Annotated in this window: 20 protein-coding genes and 3 pseudogenes; 2 read left to right on the forward strand and 21 right to left on the reverse strand. The window is 34.8% G+C overall.

What is annotated here, in order from left to right; translation table 11 throughout:
• Positions 1-3: 3 nt before the first annotated feature.
• From AAGE00_RS04275 to AAGE00_RS04345, 15 genes are all read right to left on the reverse strand, one after another.
• Entirely contained in the window at positions 4-750 is a 747-nt protein-coding gene (locus tag AAGE00_RS04275; RefSeq protein WP_341815169.1) for a phage tail protein, read from the reverse strand.
• Positions 751-870, reverse strand: coding sequence for a tail protein X (locus AAGE00_RS04280; RefSeq protein WP_341815170.1), 120 nt, complete (start codon positions 868-870; stop codon positions 751-753). It lies immediately after the preceding gene.
• A 31-nt stretch (positions 871-901) separates the two neighbouring features.
• Entirely contained in the window at positions 902-1,861 is a 960-nt protein-coding gene (locus AAGE00_RS04285) for an IS5 family transposase (RefSeq protein WP_341815149.1), read from the reverse strand.
• Positions 1,862-1,947: 86 nt separating this feature from the next.
• On the reverse strand, positions 1,948-2,088 hold the full coding sequence (locus tag AAGE00_RS04290; protein WP_410542144.1) for a tail protein X: 141 nt from the start codon (positions 2,086-2,088) through the stop codon (positions 1,948-1,950).
• Positions 2,085-2,441 (reverse strand): phage tail protein, encoded by a 357-nt coding sequence (locus AAGE00_RS04295; RefSeq protein WP_213863735.1) that lies wholly within the window; start codon positions 2,439-2,441, stop codon positions 2,085-2,087. The genes AAGE00_RS04290 and AAGE00_RS04295 overlap by 4 nt, the downstream gene beginning before the upstream one ends.
• Entirely contained in the window at positions 2,441-4,720 is a 2,280-nt protein-coding gene (locus tag AAGE00_RS04300) for a phage tail tape measure protein (RefSeq protein ID WP_264954164.1), read from the reverse strand. The genes AAGE00_RS04295 and AAGE00_RS04300 overlap by 1 nt, the downstream gene beginning before the upstream one ends.
• A 115-nt stretch (positions 4,721-4,835) precedes the next feature.
• Positions 4,836-5,090 (reverse strand): phage tail assembly protein, encoded by a 255-nt coding sequence (locus AAGE00_RS04305; protein WP_262986551.1) that lies wholly within the window; start codon positions 5,088-5,090, stop codon positions 4,836-4,838.
• 82 nt (positions 5,091-5,172) lie between these two features.
• The gene (locus AAGE00_RS04310; protein ID WP_341815171.1) at positions 5,173-5,679 is read right to left on the reverse strand and encodes a phage major tail tube protein; all 507 of its coding nucleotides are present in this window, start codon (positions 5,677-5,679) and stop codon (positions 5,173-5,175) included.
• A gap of 11 nt (positions 5,680-5,690) precedes the next feature.
• Positions 5,691-6,857, reverse strand: coding sequence for a phage tail sheath subtilisin-like domain-containing protein (locus AAGE00_RS04315; protein WP_341814054.1), 1,167 nt, complete (start codon positions 6,855-6,857; stop codon positions 5,691-5,693).
• Positions 6,850-7,401 (reverse strand): hypothetical protein, encoded by a 552-nt coding sequence (locus AAGE00_RS04320; RefSeq protein ID WP_341815172.1) that lies wholly within the window; start codon positions 7,399-7,401, stop codon positions 6,850-6,852. Before AAGE00_RS04320 ends, AAGE00_RS04315 begins: the two co-directional genes overlap by 8 nt.
• A gap of 10 nt (positions 7,402-7,411) precedes the next feature.
• Positions 7,412-8,845 (reverse strand): hypothetical protein, encoded by a 1,434-nt coding sequence (locus AAGE00_RS04325; protein WP_265024768.1) that lies wholly within the window; start codon positions 8,843-8,845, stop codon positions 7,412-7,414.
• Positions 8,832-9,035, reverse strand: a complete 204-nt coding sequence (locus tag AAGE00_RS04330; RefSeq protein WP_114516972.1) for a hypothetical protein — start codon at positions 9,033-9,035, stop codon at positions 8,832-8,834. Before AAGE00_RS04330 ends, AAGE00_RS04325 begins: the two co-directional genes overlap by 14 nt.
• Positions 9,036-9,039: 4 nt before the next feature.
• The gene (locus AAGE00_RS04335; RefSeq protein ID WP_265024767.1) at positions 9,040-10,218 is read right to left on the reverse strand and encodes a hypothetical protein; all 1,179 of its coding nucleotides are present in this window, start codon (positions 10,216-10,218) and stop codon (positions 9,040-9,042) included.
• 17 nt (positions 10,219-10,235) lie between these two features.
• Positions 10,236-12,161, reverse strand: coding sequence for a DUF4815 domain-containing protein (locus AAGE00_RS04340; protein WP_265024766.1), 1,926 nt, complete (start codon positions 12,159-12,161; stop codon positions 10,236-10,238).
• Between the two features lie 13 nt (positions 12,162-12,174).
• Positions 12,175-12,858, reverse strand: coding sequence for a hypothetical protein (locus tag AAGE00_RS04345; protein WP_265024765.1), 684 nt, complete (start codon positions 12,856-12,858; stop codon positions 12,175-12,177).
• Between the two features lie 146 nt (positions 12,859-13,004).
• On the opposite strand from AAGE00_RS04345, the gene AAGE00_RS04350 reads away from it, so the two are divergent.
• Together AAGE00_RS04350 and AAGE00_RS04355 are read left to right on the forward strand one after the other, a co-directional pair.
• Entirely contained in the window at positions 13,005-14,240 is a 1,236-nt protein-coding gene (locus AAGE00_RS04350; RefSeq protein ID WP_265024764.1) for a hypothetical protein, read from the forward strand.
• Positions 14,200-15,270, forward strand: a complete 1,071-nt coding sequence (locus AAGE00_RS04355; protein WP_265024763.1) for a hypothetical protein — start codon at positions 14,200-14,202, stop codon at positions 15,268-15,270. Before AAGE00_RS04350 ends, AAGE00_RS04355 begins: the two co-directional genes overlap by 41 nt.
• Before the next feature lie 135 nt (positions 15,271-15,405).
• Here AAGE00_RS04355 and AAGE00_RS04360 read toward each other — a convergent pair whose 3' ends face one another.
• The 6 genes and pseudogenes from AAGE00_RS04360 to AAGE00_RS04385 form a co-directional block, all read right to left on the reverse strand.
• Complete coding sequence (locus AAGE00_RS04360; protein WP_341814055.1) at positions 15,406-15,633, reverse strand: hypothetical protein; 228 nt, start codon at positions 15,631-15,633, stop codon at positions 15,406-15,408.
• Between the two features lie 103 nt (positions 15,634-15,736).
• Positions 15,737-16,237, reverse strand: a complete 501-nt coding sequence (locus AAGE00_RS04365) for a hypothetical protein (protein ID WP_265024762.1) — start codon at positions 16,235-16,237, stop codon at positions 15,737-15,739.
• 31 nt (positions 16,238-16,268) lie between these two features.
• Positions 16,269-16,526, reverse strand: a pseudogene (locus tag AAGE00_RS04370) (hypothetical protein); the annotation flags it as partial.
• A 43-nt stretch (positions 16,527-16,569) separates the two neighbouring features.
• Positions 16,570-17,529, reverse strand: a complete 960-nt coding sequence (locus AAGE00_RS04375) for an IS5 family transposase (RefSeq protein ID WP_341815149.1) — start codon at positions 17,527-17,529, stop codon at positions 16,570-16,572.
• A gap of 116 nt (positions 17,530-17,645) precedes the next feature.
• Positions 17,646-18,203 (reverse strand): annotated as a pseudogene (locus AAGE00_RS04380) (AAA family ATPase); the annotation flags it as partial.
• A 23-nt stretch (positions 18,204-18,226) separates the two neighbouring features.
• Positions 18,227-18,802: pseudogene (locus AAGE00_RS04385) on the reverse strand (AAA family ATPase); the annotation flags it as partial.
• Between the last annotated feature and the right edge of the window lie 19 nt (positions 18,803-18,821).

The raw sequence follows: 18,821 nt of genomic DNA on the forward strand, positions 1-18,821 counted from the left end.
GATTTACATGCCTATCAGTGCTATGCAACAAAGCCACTCTGCATTAGAGTAAAGTTCCAGCATAATATAACTTGGCTCGCTACTACCAACTGTTTCTTTAATAGTTTCGCCCTTTTCATAGCTGTGCCATTTTGCTACTACTGAATTATACTTATCACGTACGGTAAAATGCACTTTCCAATTAATTGTGTCTTGAGTTCTAATAGTCGTTGTTCCTAAAGCTTTTCCTGTGGCTGATTTTGCCATATTTTTTGAAATAAACAATATATACCCACCAGCTAATTTTGCCATTGCTTCACGCTCTGTTGCGATCTTTGTTAACAGACTTATATCACTTTCATCTGCCTGATTAATATGGGGTATCAATACATTCTTAAATTCCTCAGCGACTTTGTATCCATATCCATGTTTTTGAGCTATTTCTTTTACTAAGTTTTCTATGGTAATTTGGCGCCATTCTTTTGATACTTTTGCCTTCAAAGATATTCTTAAATTTGTTGCATGAGCTTTTATTAGTAGGGTCTTAGGTGGGCCTTGTATCGTAACTTCATTGACTGTATATACACCCATTGGAAAGATTCCCGTTTCCTTATAACCTAGTGCTATGTTCAATTCATTTGGAACTTCTACATTTTCATTGCCATAATCAACACATACCTCTGCGATATCATCTATAGTACCAGATTCATCAGTAAGATGCACCGATATTACATGATCTTTTATTCCTTCAATGCTAAATTCAGGTTTCATTTATCCCCACACTTTTAACTTCGATTTTTTTAATTGCTCTTGTATTCTAGGTAACCTGATCTTTAATCCTGCAGGCAAAAAACTTCCATACTCTGCAAGACCAGGATGGCTTTGTTGCATAGCACTGATAGGCATGTAAATCACAGTGAATTTACGCAGCTAATTTAAATTCAGCCATACCTATATCAGTAAATTTGTTCAATAAGTAGCACTTAATTAACAGCTCTTTTTCACGATTTACCTCTGATTTATTTTTCAAGCCAAACCCAAATATTTGCTTCAACCTATAGAAAAAGACTTCAATATAAGACCGTGCTCCATACTTAACTTTTTTCTTCCATTCATTAATACCATCTTCATAATTCTCATATGACCTAATTCTACTAATATACTTGTTTCTTTCTGATAAGTAGTCAGCTAAACAAATTTTAGTATCCTTCCTAGGGCGAATAATAGGCACAATATTGTATTTTCTGCATTCTTTATACACACTTTTTATATCATAAGCCGCATCTGCTCGAATAGAACAAATGTTATATTTATCACTGACTTCTTCTAACATATCGCAGACCGGCAAATAGTCTACAGCAACACCACTAGTGTAGTTCATGCTTATTGCTTTCTTATCATTTATGTTTAAAACAACATGTAATTTTCTTACTTGACCATAACCACTGTATTTTCTTTTTCGAATATTAAGCTTACTATGCCCACCGTTATTATTGTAGATACTAACTCTAGTGCTATCTACGGCAATTTCAACATTTTCCAGATCATCTTTATTGCTTCTATGGTCATCAATCTTCAAATTAAGCTTTTTAAATCTTCTGGAAGCTTGTGTATAGCTGATAATCTTAAGTTTTTTGCCTATTTGTACCATATAACCTTTTACAAAACCTACAGCTTGTCTCAAGCCAATTCTAAAAAGATGAACTATTATGTGTATTAAAATTACAACTTTATCACTATAAGTGTTATTGCCACCTGCAACTTTTGGACTATTTTCATACCAATTTTCTATGGCTTGATTAACAAAATGAAAAACATTTCCTCTTTTTTTGAGAAACTCGTTATATTCTCTTTGGTTACTTACTCTCATTTTTTGTGGCATAAGTTGTACTTGTTTGAAAAATGCCTATTTTACAACAAAATTCGTTAGTAGCCATATATTAAAAAGCTTTTCTTCTTACAATAACCTCAACCAACACTAGCTATGCAACAAAGCCGACCAGGATTAGCCTCCAATACTATTTCTACTGCTCCAGAGCTATATCCATAGTGCTTAAAACATATGTAATCTAACATTTCATTTTCTCGTGCTATATAATGTACTGTCATACATAACTCCTTAAACTTAAGCTAAATTCAACCTTTTTTGGTAATCCACAGGGAAAATACGACATTTGCTTTTCTTCTAACCGCACAATAACAAATCTTCCCAAAACATTTCCTAAACTATCTACTAAGATACTTGGTTCCTGATTTTTCTCAGCTTCTTTCATACTTTTTAATTGATTTAAATCATTGAGATTATGGAAATAAATTATTCCTTCTAAGTCTATATTTTCTGTACCTTGGCCAATATTTTGTAATGAAGGTATTTTACCAATAGACTCAATTGTACTCCAACGATTTTCTTTACTATACCTTACACTTGTTGGAGAAAACTTATGTTGACCAAGTGATAGCATTAGTAAATTGGTTCTATTGAATCAAATAGAACGTCTCGCGATTTTTCTCTTATTCTTTTTATTACTGCATCAGCAAGACTACGTACATCTTGGTTAGGTTCTGCTTTTATACTTATATTAAATGTAAAAGTTTGATTGAAAATTTTTTGTTCACACTTTTCACAGTCTTTTAAAACTTTCTCTGAATTATCTCCTGCAGAACTTTTTTCTGTAATCACACTTTCAATATTCGTTCTACTATTCGAAATTCCACTAAAAGCATTATTATTTAATAAAGGATTTCCTTTACTAAAAACATTTCTATTTTCACTAGTTGCACTGCCTATTTTTGCTTCTACTGGTTTCTTTAATGCTTTTATTGGACTATCATTAAACAATTTTTCTACACTAATCCAATTTTCTATAGGTTTTGTCACTGATTTCCAGATACTTGAGAAAAAGTTCTTTACCTTTTGCCAATTAGCGATTACAAGCGCTGCACCAATTGATAGTCCAGCAATAGCAGCTCCTATAGGATTGGTTAGCGTTAAAGCTTTCAGTCCCATGATCACTGCTGGAATTACTCGAGCTGATAACGAAGTTAATACTGGCAAAAGTGTTCCCTGCAAAATAGCCTTAAAAGTTAATATTCCACCTCCAGCCAATGCAAATGCATAACCAAAACCTACCACTGCAATCTTACCAATAATAAGAGCTGAAATTATGCTCATAACTCCTGTAGTCAAAATTGGACACTTCTCTGCAAACCAAGCTATGAGGTTAGTTATCTCTCTTAGAATATTACTTATCCACTTTAAAGGAGGTAGCATTACTGAGCCCAGGTTCATTCCTAACTCTGCTATCGCATTCTTCAATAATCGCAAGTTATTTGCTGTAGTTGCTGCACGATTATTAAACTCTTCTTGCATGGACTTTTTAAATTTTTTCTCGTCAGCTAAATGATTTATGGCATCTTTATAATTCTTTAAGCTTCCAACTAGTAGTGCAATATCATCCTGATATTCTTGACCGAAGAGGTTGAGAAGAATTTGCGAACGTTCTTGTTTATCTGTTTTCTCTAAAGTTTTAAAAAAGTATAGTAATGCTTCTTGACCATTTTGAGCAATTTTTTGTGACATCTCTTCTGCAGTTATGCCTATGGATTCCAATGCTGCTTTAAATTCTTTGCCTTGCCCTTCAGCAGTTTGGAGCTTAGAAAGTAAAGCATTTATGGCAGTTCCTGCTTTTGCTGGTTGTTTACCTAAACTAACGAAGGCATTTACTAAACTACTTGTTTCCTTGATGTCAAGACCAAATTGTTTTGCAGTACCACCAACTATTGCTAGAGTTTCAACCATATCTTTTGCTTTGGCAGCAGTATTATCTGATAAGTGATTGATTACATTACCAACGTGTTCCATTTTGCTAACATCAATTCCATAAACGTTAGAAAGTTTAGCTATAGAATCACCAGCTTGTTCAGCGGACATATCGAATGCCGTGGCCATTTTAGCTACTGTTGTGGTAAATCCAAGTAGCTTATCTTTGTCGATACCAAGCTGGCCACCACTTGCAGCAATTTGAGCTAACTCAGCAGCCGACAGTGGTATCGTATGGGACAGTTCCTTCAATGTCTGACCAAATTCTGCGGCTCCTTGATTGTGAGCTGCCTCATCTTCAGCAAATCTCACTACTTTTTTAACATCAGCCATAGCACTTTCAAAGTCAATCGCAACTTTAATTGGTGCTGCAAGTGAAAGTCCTAGTCCTATAGTTTCCATTACTTGTGACCTATAATAAGCTTTTTTTGCCAGAGCATTTTGCTGTTTTTGTATTACAGATCCTAATTTACTGTATTTCCCTTTAAGTACTTCAATAGATGAACCAAGTTTAGTTTGATCCCTCACTAAAGATTTAATATCCTTTCCACTTTTCCTTATTTCTTCATTTAATGTGTGAAGTGTATCTCTCTTTTTGATATAAGCCTCTTTTGCCTTTGATGCCGATGCTTTCAATTTTTCGAATTCATTTCTCAGTGCTTTGCTTGGTTCTTTTTTTTCCTTCTTCTCTTTAGCAATTACTGCAGCTGATTCTTTTGCTTTCTTCTCCGCTTCCTTCCAATTCTTCATGGCTTCAAGGGCATCATGATTTAGTTGCTTAAATTTGGAAACAGATTTCATTGACGAATCAAGCTGCTTTATACTATCACCCAACTTAGAAAGCTTTGCTGTACTACCTGTCATTGCACTATTAAAACTGCCATCTAACGTTGCACCGATCTTTATTGAAAGCATTGACATTTTTTTGTTACTCCTTCACTTACTTCTAACCACTTTAGAAACTCTTTTATACTCATATTAATAATTTGCTCAATTCCACTTCCTGTTGTTGAGCTAAGTTTTAAAATATTGAATCTTAACTCCTCTGTTCCAGCGGCGACAAAAAATCTTTTAGTACCTTTTGTATTTCTACATAATCTTTAATACATAAATCTTCAACTACTTCTTTTGGCACAGATGCTAGATTAGCAATTAAAGCTACCTCTTTCAAAGCTTCGCCTTCTATGCGTTCTATAGTAAGTAAATCTCTTACTTTAGGTTCACGCATCGATAACTCTGAGACAGAAATACCATCAACTGTTATTGGGTTGTTTAGTGTTATAGTTTGCATAAAATTCTCCTATAAAAAATAAAATCTTGTAAAATGTTGTAACTATTTGATCAACATCTAAAAAATAGAATTCTAAAAATCTTCATATTCCAAGCACCGTTTGAAGTAGTGCCATCTGATCAACACCATTTATCTTTCTAATCATATTTTCAGCATCGATTTCTATTAACTCATTACCACCTATAGTAAGTTTATAGTAATGAGCAGCGACAGTGCATTTGAGAGTGGCTTTTTCAGCAGGTTTCCAGCTACCAAAGTCAAATTCTTTGAATATTCCCCTGAGATTGATTACTACAGCTTCAATATCGTTACTACCACTCCCTTGCATTCCACCACGGAGCGTCAAAGCTACTGAATTTCCATCTATCAAACCAAAAAGTCTAAAAAGTTCTGAATCATATTCTGCAAAAGTAAAATCTGCTTCAAGCTTTTCCATGCCCATGTCAATATTTATTGGAATATCCATACCACCAGCTCTATATTCTTCAGTTTTTATGGTAAGCTTCGGTAAGGTTATTTCATCTATTTTTCCTGCATAACCACGACCATCTACAAATACGTTAAAATTTCTCAGTATTTTCGGTAACACTTTGCTTTCTCCTAACTTATATTTACAAGATGGGATCTGAATATTATTTGCTCAGCCGGATATGGTGGTGTAAACTCAAAGTCAAAGTATACTTTTCCGCTTGCAATATTCGCCGGTGTATTGAGTTCGGGAGTTGCATAGCATTTTCCACTGATAATCGCTCCTTGGGCTTTTAAATTGGCCAAATAAGAATTCACCCCCTCAATCACATCATCTATATAAGTTTTAGTGATATTGCGATCAACTGCCCATAAATGAGCCCTAAGTAAACTATCGTTAATTAAATCAGCCGTTCTTCTCACTGACAGAAAAGCCCATTTCGAGTCATTTGAACATGTTCTATTGCCCCAAAGCCTATAGCCATTTTGATGAATTATCGTTGTTACTTCATTTTCATTTAAATGGTTTGCTCTACAATTTGTATTACCGAGCGTAAAATCAATAGGCCTGCTTGTTCCAACAATACCATTTATCTCTTTATTTGAAGGTGAGTGCCAGAATCCTTGTTCGCTATCTACTTTCGCTATTAAACCAGCTACAAATGGGCTTGCTGGCAAGATTTCTTCTTTTCCTTCAATAAATAACTTAATCCATGGATCAACGACGTAAACTCTTGAGCTGCCGATGCTCTTTCGCCATTTTATTGCTTCTTCATCATTAGTATTTGGTCCATCTGCTACTATTATGCTTCTCAGCTTTTCTGCTATAGGAATTAATGCTGCAACCACTGCATCTTCTGGTAGTTGGTGAGTAAATTGAGGTGCAATTAATATTCTTGGAGCAACATGAACTATGCTTTCACTACTGAGGAATGCCTCTATCCCTTGATACTCTCCAGTCTCTTTATCAACTCCTCCAATTATATTCTTCAGCGTCTCTTCTTCTTTTAATTTTGGATCGCTGTTTTCACTTTCTTCAACTCGAATAACTACTACTGTTGCACCGATTTGGGAAAATATTCCATTTACTGCAGAAGGTAAACTGCCACTCTTTCCGAGCTTTGCTGCTTCCTTTAAGCTTCCTGCAACTAACACTGGTTTATTTAGCGGAAATTTTTGCTCATCAGCTTCAGGTGCAGTACCGATTACACCTATCACTGATGATTTAGCTGCACGTACTGTTTTTGCCCCTGAGGTTACCTCAATAACATTTACTCCGTGCAAAAATTCTTCAGCCATTTCTTTGCATCTTTTGTTTAAAATCGTTTAGTAAGTTCTCTACACTTTTGGCTTCTGCAATTTTCTTCTTGGTAATGTCTTCCAACTCTTCACATTTCATTATTTCTTTTACTGCTTTTTTTACTTTTTCTTCAATGATTCTTGCCATTTCAGTAACTGTAATACCACGTACTTTTGCTAATGGCTCTATAATTTCTGCATCTTTTTCGTCTATAGATTCTGGTGCTGCTAGAATGTTTTCTGCGGCTTTTGCTTGTATTTCGTACGACTTAAGCTTCTGATGAGAATATCCTGCGTATTGGTGAGTATAGTTATTATAATAAGTACGGAGACTAGAAAGTGCAGAAAACTTCGCATTTTGCAGTAACTCCAATTCAATGTCTTCTTGATTTCGCTGAGCAATTTTGCCTCCTTCTGTTAAACAATAGCTTTTTTGCCAATCAAAATCTTCTGGTGCTTCATACCAATCATTTCCAGTTGGCTTGTTTTCAAGTGTTGTTGTTTCAATCTGCTTGTGGTTTTCAAAACGTATATAAATAGTCATAAATTCCTCCTCATTGCCATATTTGATTAGTTCGTTCTAATCCTGGACATTGCCAAGCTTTTAGCGTTCTCTCCACATCTACTTCAAGTCCTGTAGTTAGAACATTGCTACGTATGTTATAAATCCCCCACTGAATAAATTGACCATAGTTGTGTACATAATTTGATGCAAGCATACCTTGACTAACTTGTGTTCTGGAATACAGATAAGATGATGTGTAAAGTAATATTGCAACTGTTTTTCCTGCTGGAATCTCCACATTACCAGATCCGGCTAACTTGCTATCAGAACTCGTGTATTGGTAAACATTTTTCCATACTATTTTTGAAATACTTGATTTATTAGAATTAGTGTTATCAGGAGTTCCCACAAATAATCCTGCTCCCCCATACTCCGTACTCGAATACGATGATCCAACAAATTCCATTGTCTTATTTATGTTCACATTGGTTGTATTTTTTACAAATACTACTCCAAGTGCAGCATACGGATAATAGTATATCTCATCATAACTACCCGAAAAACTTTTTGTGCATAACTCTCCGTAAATAAATGTTCCTTTACTTCCCTCTATAAAACTTAGTTGTCTTGGCCGATAAAAACTAACGTAATCTGTATTGTACGTATGGCTACCTGCTAGTAATTGCAACATATAGTCGGTTTTTGTTATATCACTACTCCACCTTCCAAGCTCTGTCGTAAAAGTTCCGTGGCCAAAATAATTATTTTTTCTGCCAAGTACACCAAATAAGAAAGGTAATGCTCCAGGTTCAATCATGTGACGCTTTCTTACTTCTTTCATGATTGATGAGCCACTTGGTACATCATTTATGGAGTTAAGCTTGGTTGGTTCTCTGCTCCTGATCTCTTTCATAATTGACGAACCACTTGGCACATCATTCACAGCACGAAAGTTATCTACTAAACCCTTAAGACCATCTTTATGACTGTTACTAATGCTATTTATTGCTGCAATATTGGCATTCTTTCTCGTATCAAGTAGCGATAAATTTGTTGTCCCTTTTTCATCAATTCTCTTTAATAACTGCTTCTCTGATTCAGAGATCACTGCTAAAGAACTAGCTTTTTTATTATCCAGATCAGTTAAGTGTTTTTTTGCACTATCAAGAAGTTCTTTTAGCTTACCATCAGTCATCTGCACAATTTCAGAAACTGCACTTTTGTCGATTATTGATTCCAGTGCTTTAGCAAGATATGCTAATTGATCTGGCGTACTATTTGCTGCTAAATCCCTAAGCCTTTCTTGTAGTGCATCAATTATTTCTTTTACTTTAGTCATTTGCGCAATATCAGAAATAGCTTTTTTACCTATCATCGATTCTAATGATTTAGCAAGGTACGCTAATTGATCAGGTGTGCTATTTGCTGCTAAATCTTTAATTCTTTGATGCAATGCATCTATGGCTTCGTTAGCAATGGTCATTCCAAAAATTCAAAAAAGTCTCAAAATTCAGTCGTTCAAATGCTTTTTTAAGCTTATTGTGCTCATTCTCTCTTTTAGCGATATCTTCATCTATTTTCTTAATTGTAGTACGGATACGAACAACATCCTGCACAGCAATATTCTCTGGATGAGGCAGTGGATACCCTCTGCTTGTTTTATCATCTGACATTCTGCTAAGTGATAATGATTCGTAGATTTTTGACTTTAGGACGATAGACAACTGTTCCACTTAAAACTAATTTTATCCTTGTCTCATTACCATTAAAGTTTGTTAGCACATGAGTTCTCTCTACCCAATTTTCCCCTATTGGTTTTCCCGAGGTTAAATTTACTAGCTGCCATTCTTTGACGCTTTTCTGCACATATGCTTTTACGTCTGCAGTGCCAGGTATTAGCGCATCATATGTTATGGTAATTTTAGTGTTAGCTCCTGCTGTAATGCTTCTTGTAACATAATCTCCTTTTTCCCCTATATTACCCATAACTAGCTGTAACCCAGGATATAGCACTGGACTTTTTTCTTTTGACCCTTTTAAATTTGCCTTTACTGTTAACTCTCCAGATAGTCTTTCACGCAGCGCGAGCGACAAGTTATCAGATAGAAAATTTTCTTTTCCCTCTTCATCTATCAGAATAAATTCTACATTGGTATCAAATGCTACTTTTTCGACGTTCGTCAAAACAATTAAATCTGATACATTATTTACAGTAACTTTGCCCAGATCAATAACGTGAGAACTTTCGCTAAATTTTGCAGCTAGTAATCGAAACGTTAAATCTAAATTCTGATGCGGTGTCCAGGTACTTGCATTGCTAGATGACAGTAATACTCCTACTTGATATGGTTGACTTGTTACCCAACGGCTATTTACTGCATCATACTTGCCAAGCTCTGCTATTTTGACTGTTGTCTCTGAATCATCGGTAAGTAAAACTATTGCATACTCTTCTCCTGCATGGCAAAACACTGGTGACCAAGTAATACGTGTTGCCGTGCCATCTATCTTTATATCTTTTGGCTCAATATAGCTTTCAGCAATGACAGTTTGTGAGGGCATTCCTACTGCCGTTTCTCTAATCTGCACAACAACACGTTTTTTGCCTTTATTTATAAACCATAAGTCTAGACCTCCTATGTGTCTGCTTTCATTTAGAGTAAATGTTTGCGCTAAAGGATCAACTCGTCTTGCTGCGATAACTCTTCTTCTCTCTTCTATGGTAATAGTTTTTTTACCAGTATAAGTTGCTTCTCCATAGCTTCCTTTATCCCCGTAAAACTGTACTAATTTAGTACCTGCTGGAATATTTGCTGGGATTTTTATTTTTCCACTTATTTGTCCTTGATTTTCCACTTTTTTTCTTTTTATTTTTACATAGGTTGGATAATGATGCCGTCAAATTTTACTTCTTTAAGCCTTTCACCTAGCTCAAAACCTTCAATTTCAAAATCTTGTACTGCTTCTCTCATAAATTCAGCTTCGTATGAAGTACTTGACAGCAATTCTGTTGTTTCTTTAACATTAAATACTCTAGTTACTGGACTTTTCCAATGAGTGATAACCTCTGTCCAGTGGTCAATGTTTTTATTTAGAGTAATTTGTGCCGGGACTGGATCAAAAGCTTGGTATGGATTGATCTTTTCTCCTTTAGTCTGTAAAAGCTGCTCCAGTACCGGTTCAAGTTTATAAGGCAAAAGATATCTTTCCCCACCTTTTTCAATATCTGCAACTTCTACATCTATTGGCAGAACTAGCTCTCTATTTACTATTGCTGCAGACTGCGAAATTCCTTGATCACGCATATCATCGTCAAAAAACGAATCAACAAATACTCCTTTTTTGGTAGTAGGTTCTCTTGAATTTGCATCACTGCGTAAACGTTCCTGTGCAACAAGAGCATAAAGATCATTTATTCCTTTTTTCATTGCTTCAAGCTCATTCATCGGTACAGCATGAATAGCATTATTCACTATTTTTACCCCTTCGCCTTTTTTCCACGTCTGATGAATGTAGCAGAGCAAAAGTTGTCCACTAGGCGCTCTAGGCATTGATGGTCGCCAAGGGTGAGAAATTCCTTTTATTCTTCTTACCACTCCTTTGCTATCGATAGTAATTAAATCAAAGCGGGGCATTTTCCAGGTGTAATCAATCAAAACCAGACTGTTATCAACTGCTCCTTTTACTTTACATCCCTCTTCACTTATATCTTCAGGGCTTACATGAGTGCGACAGCGATAGGTTATTAGGTAACTACTTCCAGGAGCTGGTTCTTTGCTGGGTAATGACCAATCAACGTTTCCTGCATTTAACTTATAGTCTGTACTATTTTCATAAATAACATTGCCTTGTTTAATTTGAATAATCTCAAGTACCGCAGAGTCAGGTATTGGATCAACAGCTCCTGAATATGAACCATGAGTAATGGTAATGGTTTTTTGAACGGTTATATCTACTTTTTTGATTTCACTTATTGGAAAATCATTAACTTTAAGTTCCATTACTCTTTGGCTATTTGGCTGAAAAGTATGTGGTTCTGATTCAACTGATTTTATATCCGGATCTTCATCAAAAGAAACACGAATACTGTGAGGAAGTTCAATCTCATAGCCATCAACATGAGCTTTACCCTCATTAATCACAAATATTTTTTTTCCTCCTTCTCCCTCTTCCTTTTGCAGGAACATTACTTCAAGACCATTTACGACGTAGGAACCATTTGCCTCTTTGTCATAACGAGCAAGAGCAGTAGTTACTATATTTGCTTGTGGTGGTGGTGAATGTTCTATCAATACTCCATTTTCAATATTGTAAATTGGGTAAAATTCGCCATTTGTAGAGTTAACAGTAACACTTTCTACTTGGTATCCCCAAATGGTGGAAACTTTAAGCCTTGCTGCCCCTACTTCTTGATAATTACGTGTACCAACAGCAGGATCACGAAGATTTTCGTCCTCAAGTTCTGTAATCGTAGATTCTAGATAATAAACACCGATACGCACTGTGGTACTCAGTGGAATAACAAACTCTTTTGCTTCTACTTTTCTAACTGCTCCACGAAGATAGATTTTTCCTGACTCAAGTGTAACTTTACCAGCTTCCCCATCTATAATACAATTGCTTCTTGTTATAACATCGCCATCACGAAATATTGCATCGCCTATACCTTTAAGCTTAGAGAGAGCATATTCCTGAGTCTCGTTTAGTTCTGCAGACTGTAGACCTCTTCCTGCAAGAAATAAGCTTTTTTCGTATTCTTTGTCAGGATTAAAGCGATTATAATAGCTATTCAAAGTCATTCTTTTCCCCTCTTCAGAATGTAACGACAAAGGCAAAAGTTTCCCGGGTTGCTGCGGTTCTGATCAGTGGTACTGTGTGTTCTAAAACTAACAAAATTCCAGGATTTTCCACGTCTTTTGGCTCAAAATATCTCTGTCCAGGAGGTGCTTTCTCCTTTACCTTTGTACCAACCATAACCCCGAGTTCCCTGATAACTTGATTTGCTGCGTCCGTGAAATCGAAAGTAAATTTGAGAAAAAGATTATTAGTTGGTACATTTGAGGGCCTAAACCTTCCAGAAGGAGTTATAAGTTCGCCGTTTTCATCACCTGTGCAGAATAGCACTTCATCTGCAGTACGTCTGCCAAGCTCATTGAGCAGTTTTTGAGATGTAATGGACTCTGGTGGTGTGTCTTGAATGTATTCTATAGTTACTGTACTATTCTCTACAATAGAGCTGTTTTTCGTACGTTTTATTATACCACTACTGCTCTCAACTATATAGTCAATACTGGATTGATACACTGTTTGTCCTGTAAAAACCCTTACATCTTTAATAGTATGGTGATCTAGAGCTATTTCATCCTCAACAAAAACTTTTTCGACTTGATGACTACTTTCCCAATTGGCATCACCACTGCCCCAAGCAAGATGTATTGGTTGCTCTTTTATGCTTGCTGCTATTGCTGCTCTTCCTGACTGTGTAAGAATTGACATTTGAAAATTTGACTCCTGTATATATATTCACCAAAATTACAAAAACTGTTCAGTTTTTTTAGGAAAATTCTTCTTTTATTTCATAATAAATTTTTGTTGACTAATCTTTAATCTATTTTAGACATAATATATTTACTTTTAGATATATGATAGCTAGTGAGGAATTTTGGGAAAATAATTTAGAAATGCCAGTATCCTTTTTGCTTAAGGACTTTCAAAATCCAAGTTTACGTGAAAGTTGGCTTAATTCTCTTTCTGGTAGACAATTAAGTGTGATTTTTAACCACTATTTTCAGAATAAGCAAAATAGGCAATTATTTAAAGACTACGAAAAATCCGATGATATTTCAACTCAGCAAAAGCGTAAGATGCTTATTAAAATTTCTGAATCTCTGTTTGATTATTACTTAGTCAATCGTTTTAGTCGTGCAAAATCAGAAACAACTATAGCTGAAGTAGCACAGTCTGTATTAAGCCAAGATCTTCTGAAATCATTTCTGTTGCAAAATAACAAATATGACAAAAAGTCCTTGTTGTTTACTCTCTTTATAATTAATCATAACTTACTGAAACAAATTTTCTGCTTTAATCAAGTGCAGAAAAAAGGTTTTTTACCTTTCGTATTAAAAAATCCTCCAAGACAAAAGTCCACTTCATTTAAGGATTTTTTATCAAAAAGTACGATACAGGAAATATTAAAACAGCATGATCTATTCGAAAATGATAGTTTTGAAAGTCAGTTTCAAGAACTCTTTTACTACCAAAATAGTATTTACTTATTTATACGACGTGCTAGTAAAGATGAAGATTTGGTAATGAGTTCAAATAAGGTAATACACGGTTATAAACCTAGTAGAATTATTATTGACTTTGCTTTAAATGCTAACCAAGTAAATCTATCTATTCAAAGTTTTGATCAAGGATTAAAAATAGCAAATAAAATAGTAAGCTGTTATTTTCAACGAGAATGTTCATTTACTAACATGCGCCACCAAAATACAACAGCACAAGTGAGTACTTTTTTGAATGACTGTGTAAAACAACATGTACCTGATATTCGCCTATTTGAATTGAAATTTGGTCCATCTAAATCTAAAACTAATCTTACGTTAAACACGGATAATATTGAAGAGTGGTTGCAGAAGATAGAGCCTTCGGTTGGTAGTGTACTGCATGATGTTTCGCTTGTTCAGCATATCAAAGTATTGTTCAAAAGTAAAAAAGTTACTTTATCCTTTCAGACAGACACGCAATACGCAAATTATATAGAAATTGATTACTCAGAATATGTTCTCAATAGAAAAGAACGAGATGATTTTAAGTCTTTAATTAGAGATAGCTATGGAATTACCGTTTTGTCGAAAACACTCTCAAGATATTGATACTATGTTAGTAAATAGGTCCTGGGTAGATCCTGATGAGAACTATATAGATGCTGCAGAGTATCTCAACCAGATTGATTTTGTTAAACTTGAGAAGCATTACTTCGTTATTTGCGCTAATGATTTAGATCTTGATTTTCCAAATATACAAAATCCTTATTGCAAAAACGAGGTTATCATTTCTCATGATTTTGATGAAGAGTGTGATGATCTAGCTTGCGAGGATTGTGGTCGTGATATTTTTCCTGATACTTATAAAAAACAGCGTTATCTTGTGCTTTCAATTAAACTTAATACGGAAAAAATTATAAGTTGGTTTGAAAAACTATTAATAGGGCTCATATGGGAAAAGGCGGCAAATGGGATATATCATATAAGCTTTAAAAGTAAAATAGTAAGCGTTATTATACCAACTTTATGTACTGATAAGTCATATTTAACTGTAGATAGGTTAAGAACTAATGTTGCTGTTCTTATAACTTTTGGAAAGGCAGACTTAAAAATATTGTTAAGCCTATACACTGTTTCCATGGCTGATTTAATTTGTAAACATCAAACTCTAAATCAAATACTAAGCGAAGCAGTTGAAAAAGGAGTACCAGAGCTATTACCTAATGTTTCTTTTCAAGCATTCCCTTATGTTCCACTGCAAGAAACAACTCTTCCAGAAAAAAAGATACTGCGATTAAAAGTTGAAGATAATACTATTTATGTTAATGACATTGAAATTATAGGCAAACAAGCAATTTCGAGCATCCGCATCTTTAGAGTATTACTTAAACAATTTTTGCGTGACTTGGAAGCAGTTAAAGAATATAAATTTCTTAGTATCATTCAAATAGCAGATAGTTTAGGTATTGAAGACCCAGAACAGCAAGTACGCAGACCTCTTAACAGAATGCAAAAAACAATAGCAGAAAAGCTAGCTAGCACCTTGGGACTAAATATAAAACGCGATGATGTGATACAAGCGTGTAACTGGTCAGGCTATCGGCTTAATCCATCTACCATTAACTTAAGTGCTAGCTAGCCCTATTGCTAAAAACAGTCTAATGGTAACATAACTTTAACGCGTCTGTTATTTCTTGGTACTTCTTTTTCACGAAATTTTATATAACCTTCAGTAACTAAGGCATTAATATATCTAAGAATAGAATGATGACTCTTAAGACCATTCAAAAAAATAGCAAAATTGGGTTTTAGTAAAAAAGCGTCCCTTACTCGCTTCCTCATTAATTAACTGTAAAACAGTATCATATTCTCTCTTCCAGCGTATGGTTCCTTTATGTTTAGTAAGTAATTCTTTAACAAGGTTTATGTCACTTATAATTGAACTCAAAAATTCAGCTATATCCCCGTTTTTATCTTTAGAAACCTGTTGTTCAGCATTCATATCACTAATACCAGGCGATAAATAAGACAGACATTCTTTAAATCAATAGTGTTTTTTGGGATTTATTCATCTATAAAAATTGTTTCAAATAAACACAGCAGCTTTAGAAAGGTATCCAATCACGCTCAGTATTTTGATGTTGCTCTTGAGTAATAACCGTAGCAATCTTGTTTTTCTCTCCATATCGATCAGCCTCAATACCAACTTTTGCAGTAAACTCTAACCCATTAAAATCAGCTATAGAGTTGACTTTTCTAGCAATAACTGCTTTTTCTGAAGTGTCATTTGAATGAATGTTCCGTGCTGACTCTAAAATACTTCTAAGCATAGAACGACCCATTTCTCCCCAAGTATCTTCTCCTTCAACGCTTGCTTTGCCACTTTTAATACCAATTACTTGATAAATCTTACGTTTTGCATATGGACCTTCAGTGACAGTAAATTCAGCGTTTAAATAGATGCTACCAGTAGTGTAGCTTTTCGTGAACCAATTCTCATAACCTCCAGGCTTTATTGCCATTTTTACCTTGACTATTGTACCTTTCGGTATTAAACTGCTTTGCAGTTTTGCGTTATTAAAATCAGTTAAAAAATCTGCTAGCATATTGTCTCCTATAAATTAAGTAAAAAAAGAATCAACTCCATTGGTCTACGAGTTGCCAATTGCCATTTATCTTATCGACAAGTTTGTTTGGTACACGTTCACCATTACGAAGCTCAAATACTATTTGACGGGTAGTGCTTTCTTCATCATGAGAAAACATCACCATGCCAGTACTGTAGAATCCTCTTAAAGATCCAGCACCGCTTAAACCCTGAAATGGATCTTCTTCTAACATTTTTTTGGATAGTTTTTTTGTATGGTGGGTGAGTATTATGCCTGAATCTGGATGGCTTTGTTGCATAGCACTGATAGGCATGTAAATCACAGTGAATTTACGCAGCTAATTTAAATTCAGCCATACCTATATCAGTAAATTTGTTCAATAAGTAGCACTTAATTAACAGCTCTTTTTCACGATTTACCTCTGATTTATTTTTCAAGCCAAACCCAAATATTTGCTTCAACCTATAGAAAAAGACTTCAATATAAGACCGTGCTCCATACTTAACTTTTTTCTTCCATTCATTAATACCATCTTCATAATTCTCATATGACCTAATTCTACTAATATACTTGTTTCTTTCTGATAAGTAGTCAGCTAAACAAATTTTAGTATCCTTCCTAGGGCGAATAATAGGCACAATATTGTATTTTCTGCATTCTTTATACACACTTTTTATATCATAAGCCGCATCTGCTCGAATAGAACAAATGTTATATTTATCACTGACTTCTTCTAACATATCGCAGACCGGCAAATAGTCTACAGCAACACCACTAGTGTAGTTCATGCTTATTGCTTTCTTATCATTTATGTTTAAAACAACATGTAATTTTCTTACTTGACCATAACCACTGTATTTTCTTTTTCGAATATTAAGCTTACTATGCCCACCGTTATTATTGTAGATACTAACTCTAGTGCTATCTACGGCAATTTCAACATTTTCCAGATCATCTTTATTGCTTCTATGGTCATCAATCTTCAAATTAAGCTTTTTAAATCTTCTGGAAGCTTGTGTATAGCTGATAATCTTAAGTTTTTTGCCTATTTGTACCATATAACCTTTTACAAAACCTACAGCTTGTCTCAAGCCAATTCTAAAAAGATGAACTATTATGTGTATTAAAATTACAACTTTATCACTATAAGTGTTATTGCCACCTGCAACTTTTGGACTATTTTCATACCAATTTTCTATGGCTTGATTAACAAAATGAAAAACATTTCCTCTTTTTTTGAGAAACTCGTTATATTCTCTTTGGTTACTTACTCTCATTTTTTGTGGCATAAGTTGTACTTGTTTGAAAAATGCCTATTTTACAACAAAATTCGTTAGTAGCCATATATTAAAAAGCTTTTCTTCTTACAATAACCTCAACCAACACTAGCTATGCAACAAAGCCAATCTGGATTGATAACATTTCTCAGTCTTTCAAGTGTTTTTTGCAAGAAGAATAACATAGCGCTATTGTCGTTTTCATTGCCATATTCACTTGAGTTAAAAATGTTACGAAGAGGGTCAATCGCAATAATATCAGGTTTAAAACGCTCTTTGACAACATTTTTGATTTCATCTATTTCTTCACTGCTAAATGATAATTGCACTCTTGGCGTGATAATTAAGTTATTGGCAGCTATGTCCAAAAGCTCTTTATTCAGTTGAAGTTGTTGCAACCGTTCTTTCATATATTCATATTCAATTTCAGTTTGCATGTAGAAAATTTTCAAAGGTTTATTTGGTGTCATACCGAGAAATGATCTACCAGCAGCCATGTGGACGAGCCATGAAATTAGAAAATCGCTTTTGCCAATTTTAGGAGGGCCACCCAGTACTAATAGACCTCTTTTTGTCAGAATCCTTGGTGAGATTATATCTTCTGGTATCGGTGATTGATCATCCAAATATTCTTTCACACTGAAAAAGGGAACTTTTTGACCGATATTGAAAAAGCTTTGTTCCATAATAATTATTCTCCAATTTTTAATTAAGCAATAGGAGCCAAAGTTTTGGCTTTAATTTTCGCAAGTAATTTACCCAGATGCGGTTCTTCAACCATATTCAGGCAGCCACTGCGGTCTTTAGCTGGATATCCCCAAGAGTTAATAGTCTGACAGACAAATGAACGTTTCTCTGTGCCATCATCTTTCTTGATTCCAACCATACTAATTACTTCATCAACAATACCTGGAATTTCACTAGCAGTTTTAGCCCCTTCACATTGAGGTAACCAAGTTGGACGATTGCAGTCATCAAGATATTGACCTAATGTGCCAACTATGATAATGTCTTTATCTCTGATGTGTTGAAATTGATTGAGCCAAGCCATCATCTCTTGAGCAAGTGTACCATAAGCAGCTCTTTTATCTTCTCTCCCTGATCTATCTGAAAAAGCTTCAGGTTGCATTCTTGCCCATAATAGACATAAACGTGAGGCAACGGTTATACTATCCACAAAGATGCATCGGTATTTAGAAACTTTAGAAAGAAGATCTTTGTGCTTGCTACAGACATGCTCATAGTGTTTTTGACTATACGCTTGATCAGACCTTAATGCAGGATGGCTTTGTTGCATAGCACTG

The sequence above is a fragment of the Wolbachia endosymbiont (group B) of Aricia artaxerxes genome (assembly GCF_964026975.1).
Lineage (GTDB): Bacteria > Pseudomonadota > Alphaproteobacteria > Rickettsiales > Anaplasmataceae > Wolbachia.

What these genes read in the sequence shown, in the direction of transcription:
- AAGE00_RS04275 (WP_341815169.1), bottom strand. Translation starts at nt 750, where the DNA reads ATGAAACCTGAATTTAGCATTGAAGGAATAAAAGATCATGTAATATCG.
- AAGE00_RS04280 (WP_341815170.1), bottom strand. Translation starts at nt 870, where the DNA reads ATGCAACAAAGCCATCCTGGTCTTGCAGAGTATGGAAGTTTTTTGCCT.
- AAGE00_RS04285 (WP_341815149.1), bottom strand. Translation starts at nt 1,861, where the DNA reads ATGCCACAAAAAATGAGAGTAAGTAACCAAAGAGAATATAACGAGTTT.
- AAGE00_RS04290 (WP_410542144.1), bottom strand. Translation starts at nt 2,088, where the DNA reads ATGACAGTACATTATATAGCACGAGAAAATGAAATGTTAGATTACATA.
- AAGE00_RS04295 (WP_213863735.1), bottom strand. Translation starts at nt 2,441, where the DNA reads ATGCTATCACTTGGTCAACATAAGTTTTCTCCAACAAGTGTAAGGTAT.
- AAGE00_RS04300 (WP_264954164.1), bottom strand. Translation starts at nt 4,720, where the DNA reads ATGTCAATGCTTTCAATAAAGATCGGTGCAACGTTAGATGGCAGTTTT.
- AAGE00_RS04305 (WP_262986551.1), bottom strand. Translation starts at nt 5,090, where the DNA reads ATGCAAACTATAACACTAAACAACCCAATAACAGTTGATGGTATTTCT.
- AAGE00_RS04315 (WP_341814054.1), bottom strand. Translation starts at nt 6,857, where the DNA reads ATGGCTGAAGAATTTTTGCACGGAGTAAATGTTATTGAGGTAACCTCA.
- AAGE00_RS04320 (WP_341815172.1), bottom strand. Translation starts at nt 7,401, where the DNA reads ATGACTATTTATATACGTTTTGAAAACCACAAGCAGATTGAAACAACA.
- AAGE00_RS04325 (WP_265024768.1), bottom strand. Translation starts at nt 8,845, where the DNA reads ATGACCATTGCTAACGAAGCCATAGATGCATTGCATCAAAGAATTAAA.
- AAGE00_RS04330 (WP_114516972.1), bottom strand. Translation starts at nt 9,035, where the DNA reads ATGTCAGATGATAAAACAAGCAGAGGGTATCCACTGCCTCATCCAGAG.
- AAGE00_RS04340 (WP_265024766.1), bottom strand. Translation starts at nt 12,161, where the DNA reads ATGACTTTGAATAGCTATTATAATCGCTTTAATCCTGACAAAGAATAC.
- AAGE00_RS04345 (WP_265024765.1), bottom strand. Translation starts at nt 12,858, where the DNA reads ATGTCAATTCTTACACAGTCAGGAAGAGCAGCAATAGCAGCAAGCATA.
- AAGE00_RS04350 (WP_265024764.1), top strand. Translation starts at nt 13,005, where the DNA reads ATGATAGCTAGTGAGGAATTTTGGGAAAATAATTTAGAAATGCCAGTA.
- AAGE00_RS04355 (WP_265024763.1), top strand. Translation starts at nt 14,200, where the DNA reads ATGGAATTACCGTTTTGTCGAAAACACTCTCAAGATATTGATACTATG.
- AAGE00_RS04360 (WP_341814055.1), bottom strand. Translation starts at nt 15,633, where the DNA reads ATGAATGCTGAACAACAGGTTTCTAAAGATAAAAACGGGGATATAGCT.
- AAGE00_RS04365 (WP_265024762.1), bottom strand. Translation starts at nt 16,237, where the DNA reads ATGCTAGCAGATTTTTTAACTGATTTTAATAACGCAAAACTGCAAAGC.
- AAGE00_RS04375 (WP_341815149.1), bottom strand. Translation starts at nt 17,529, where the DNA reads ATGCCACAAAAAATGAGAGTAAGTAACCAAAGAGAATATAACGAGTTT.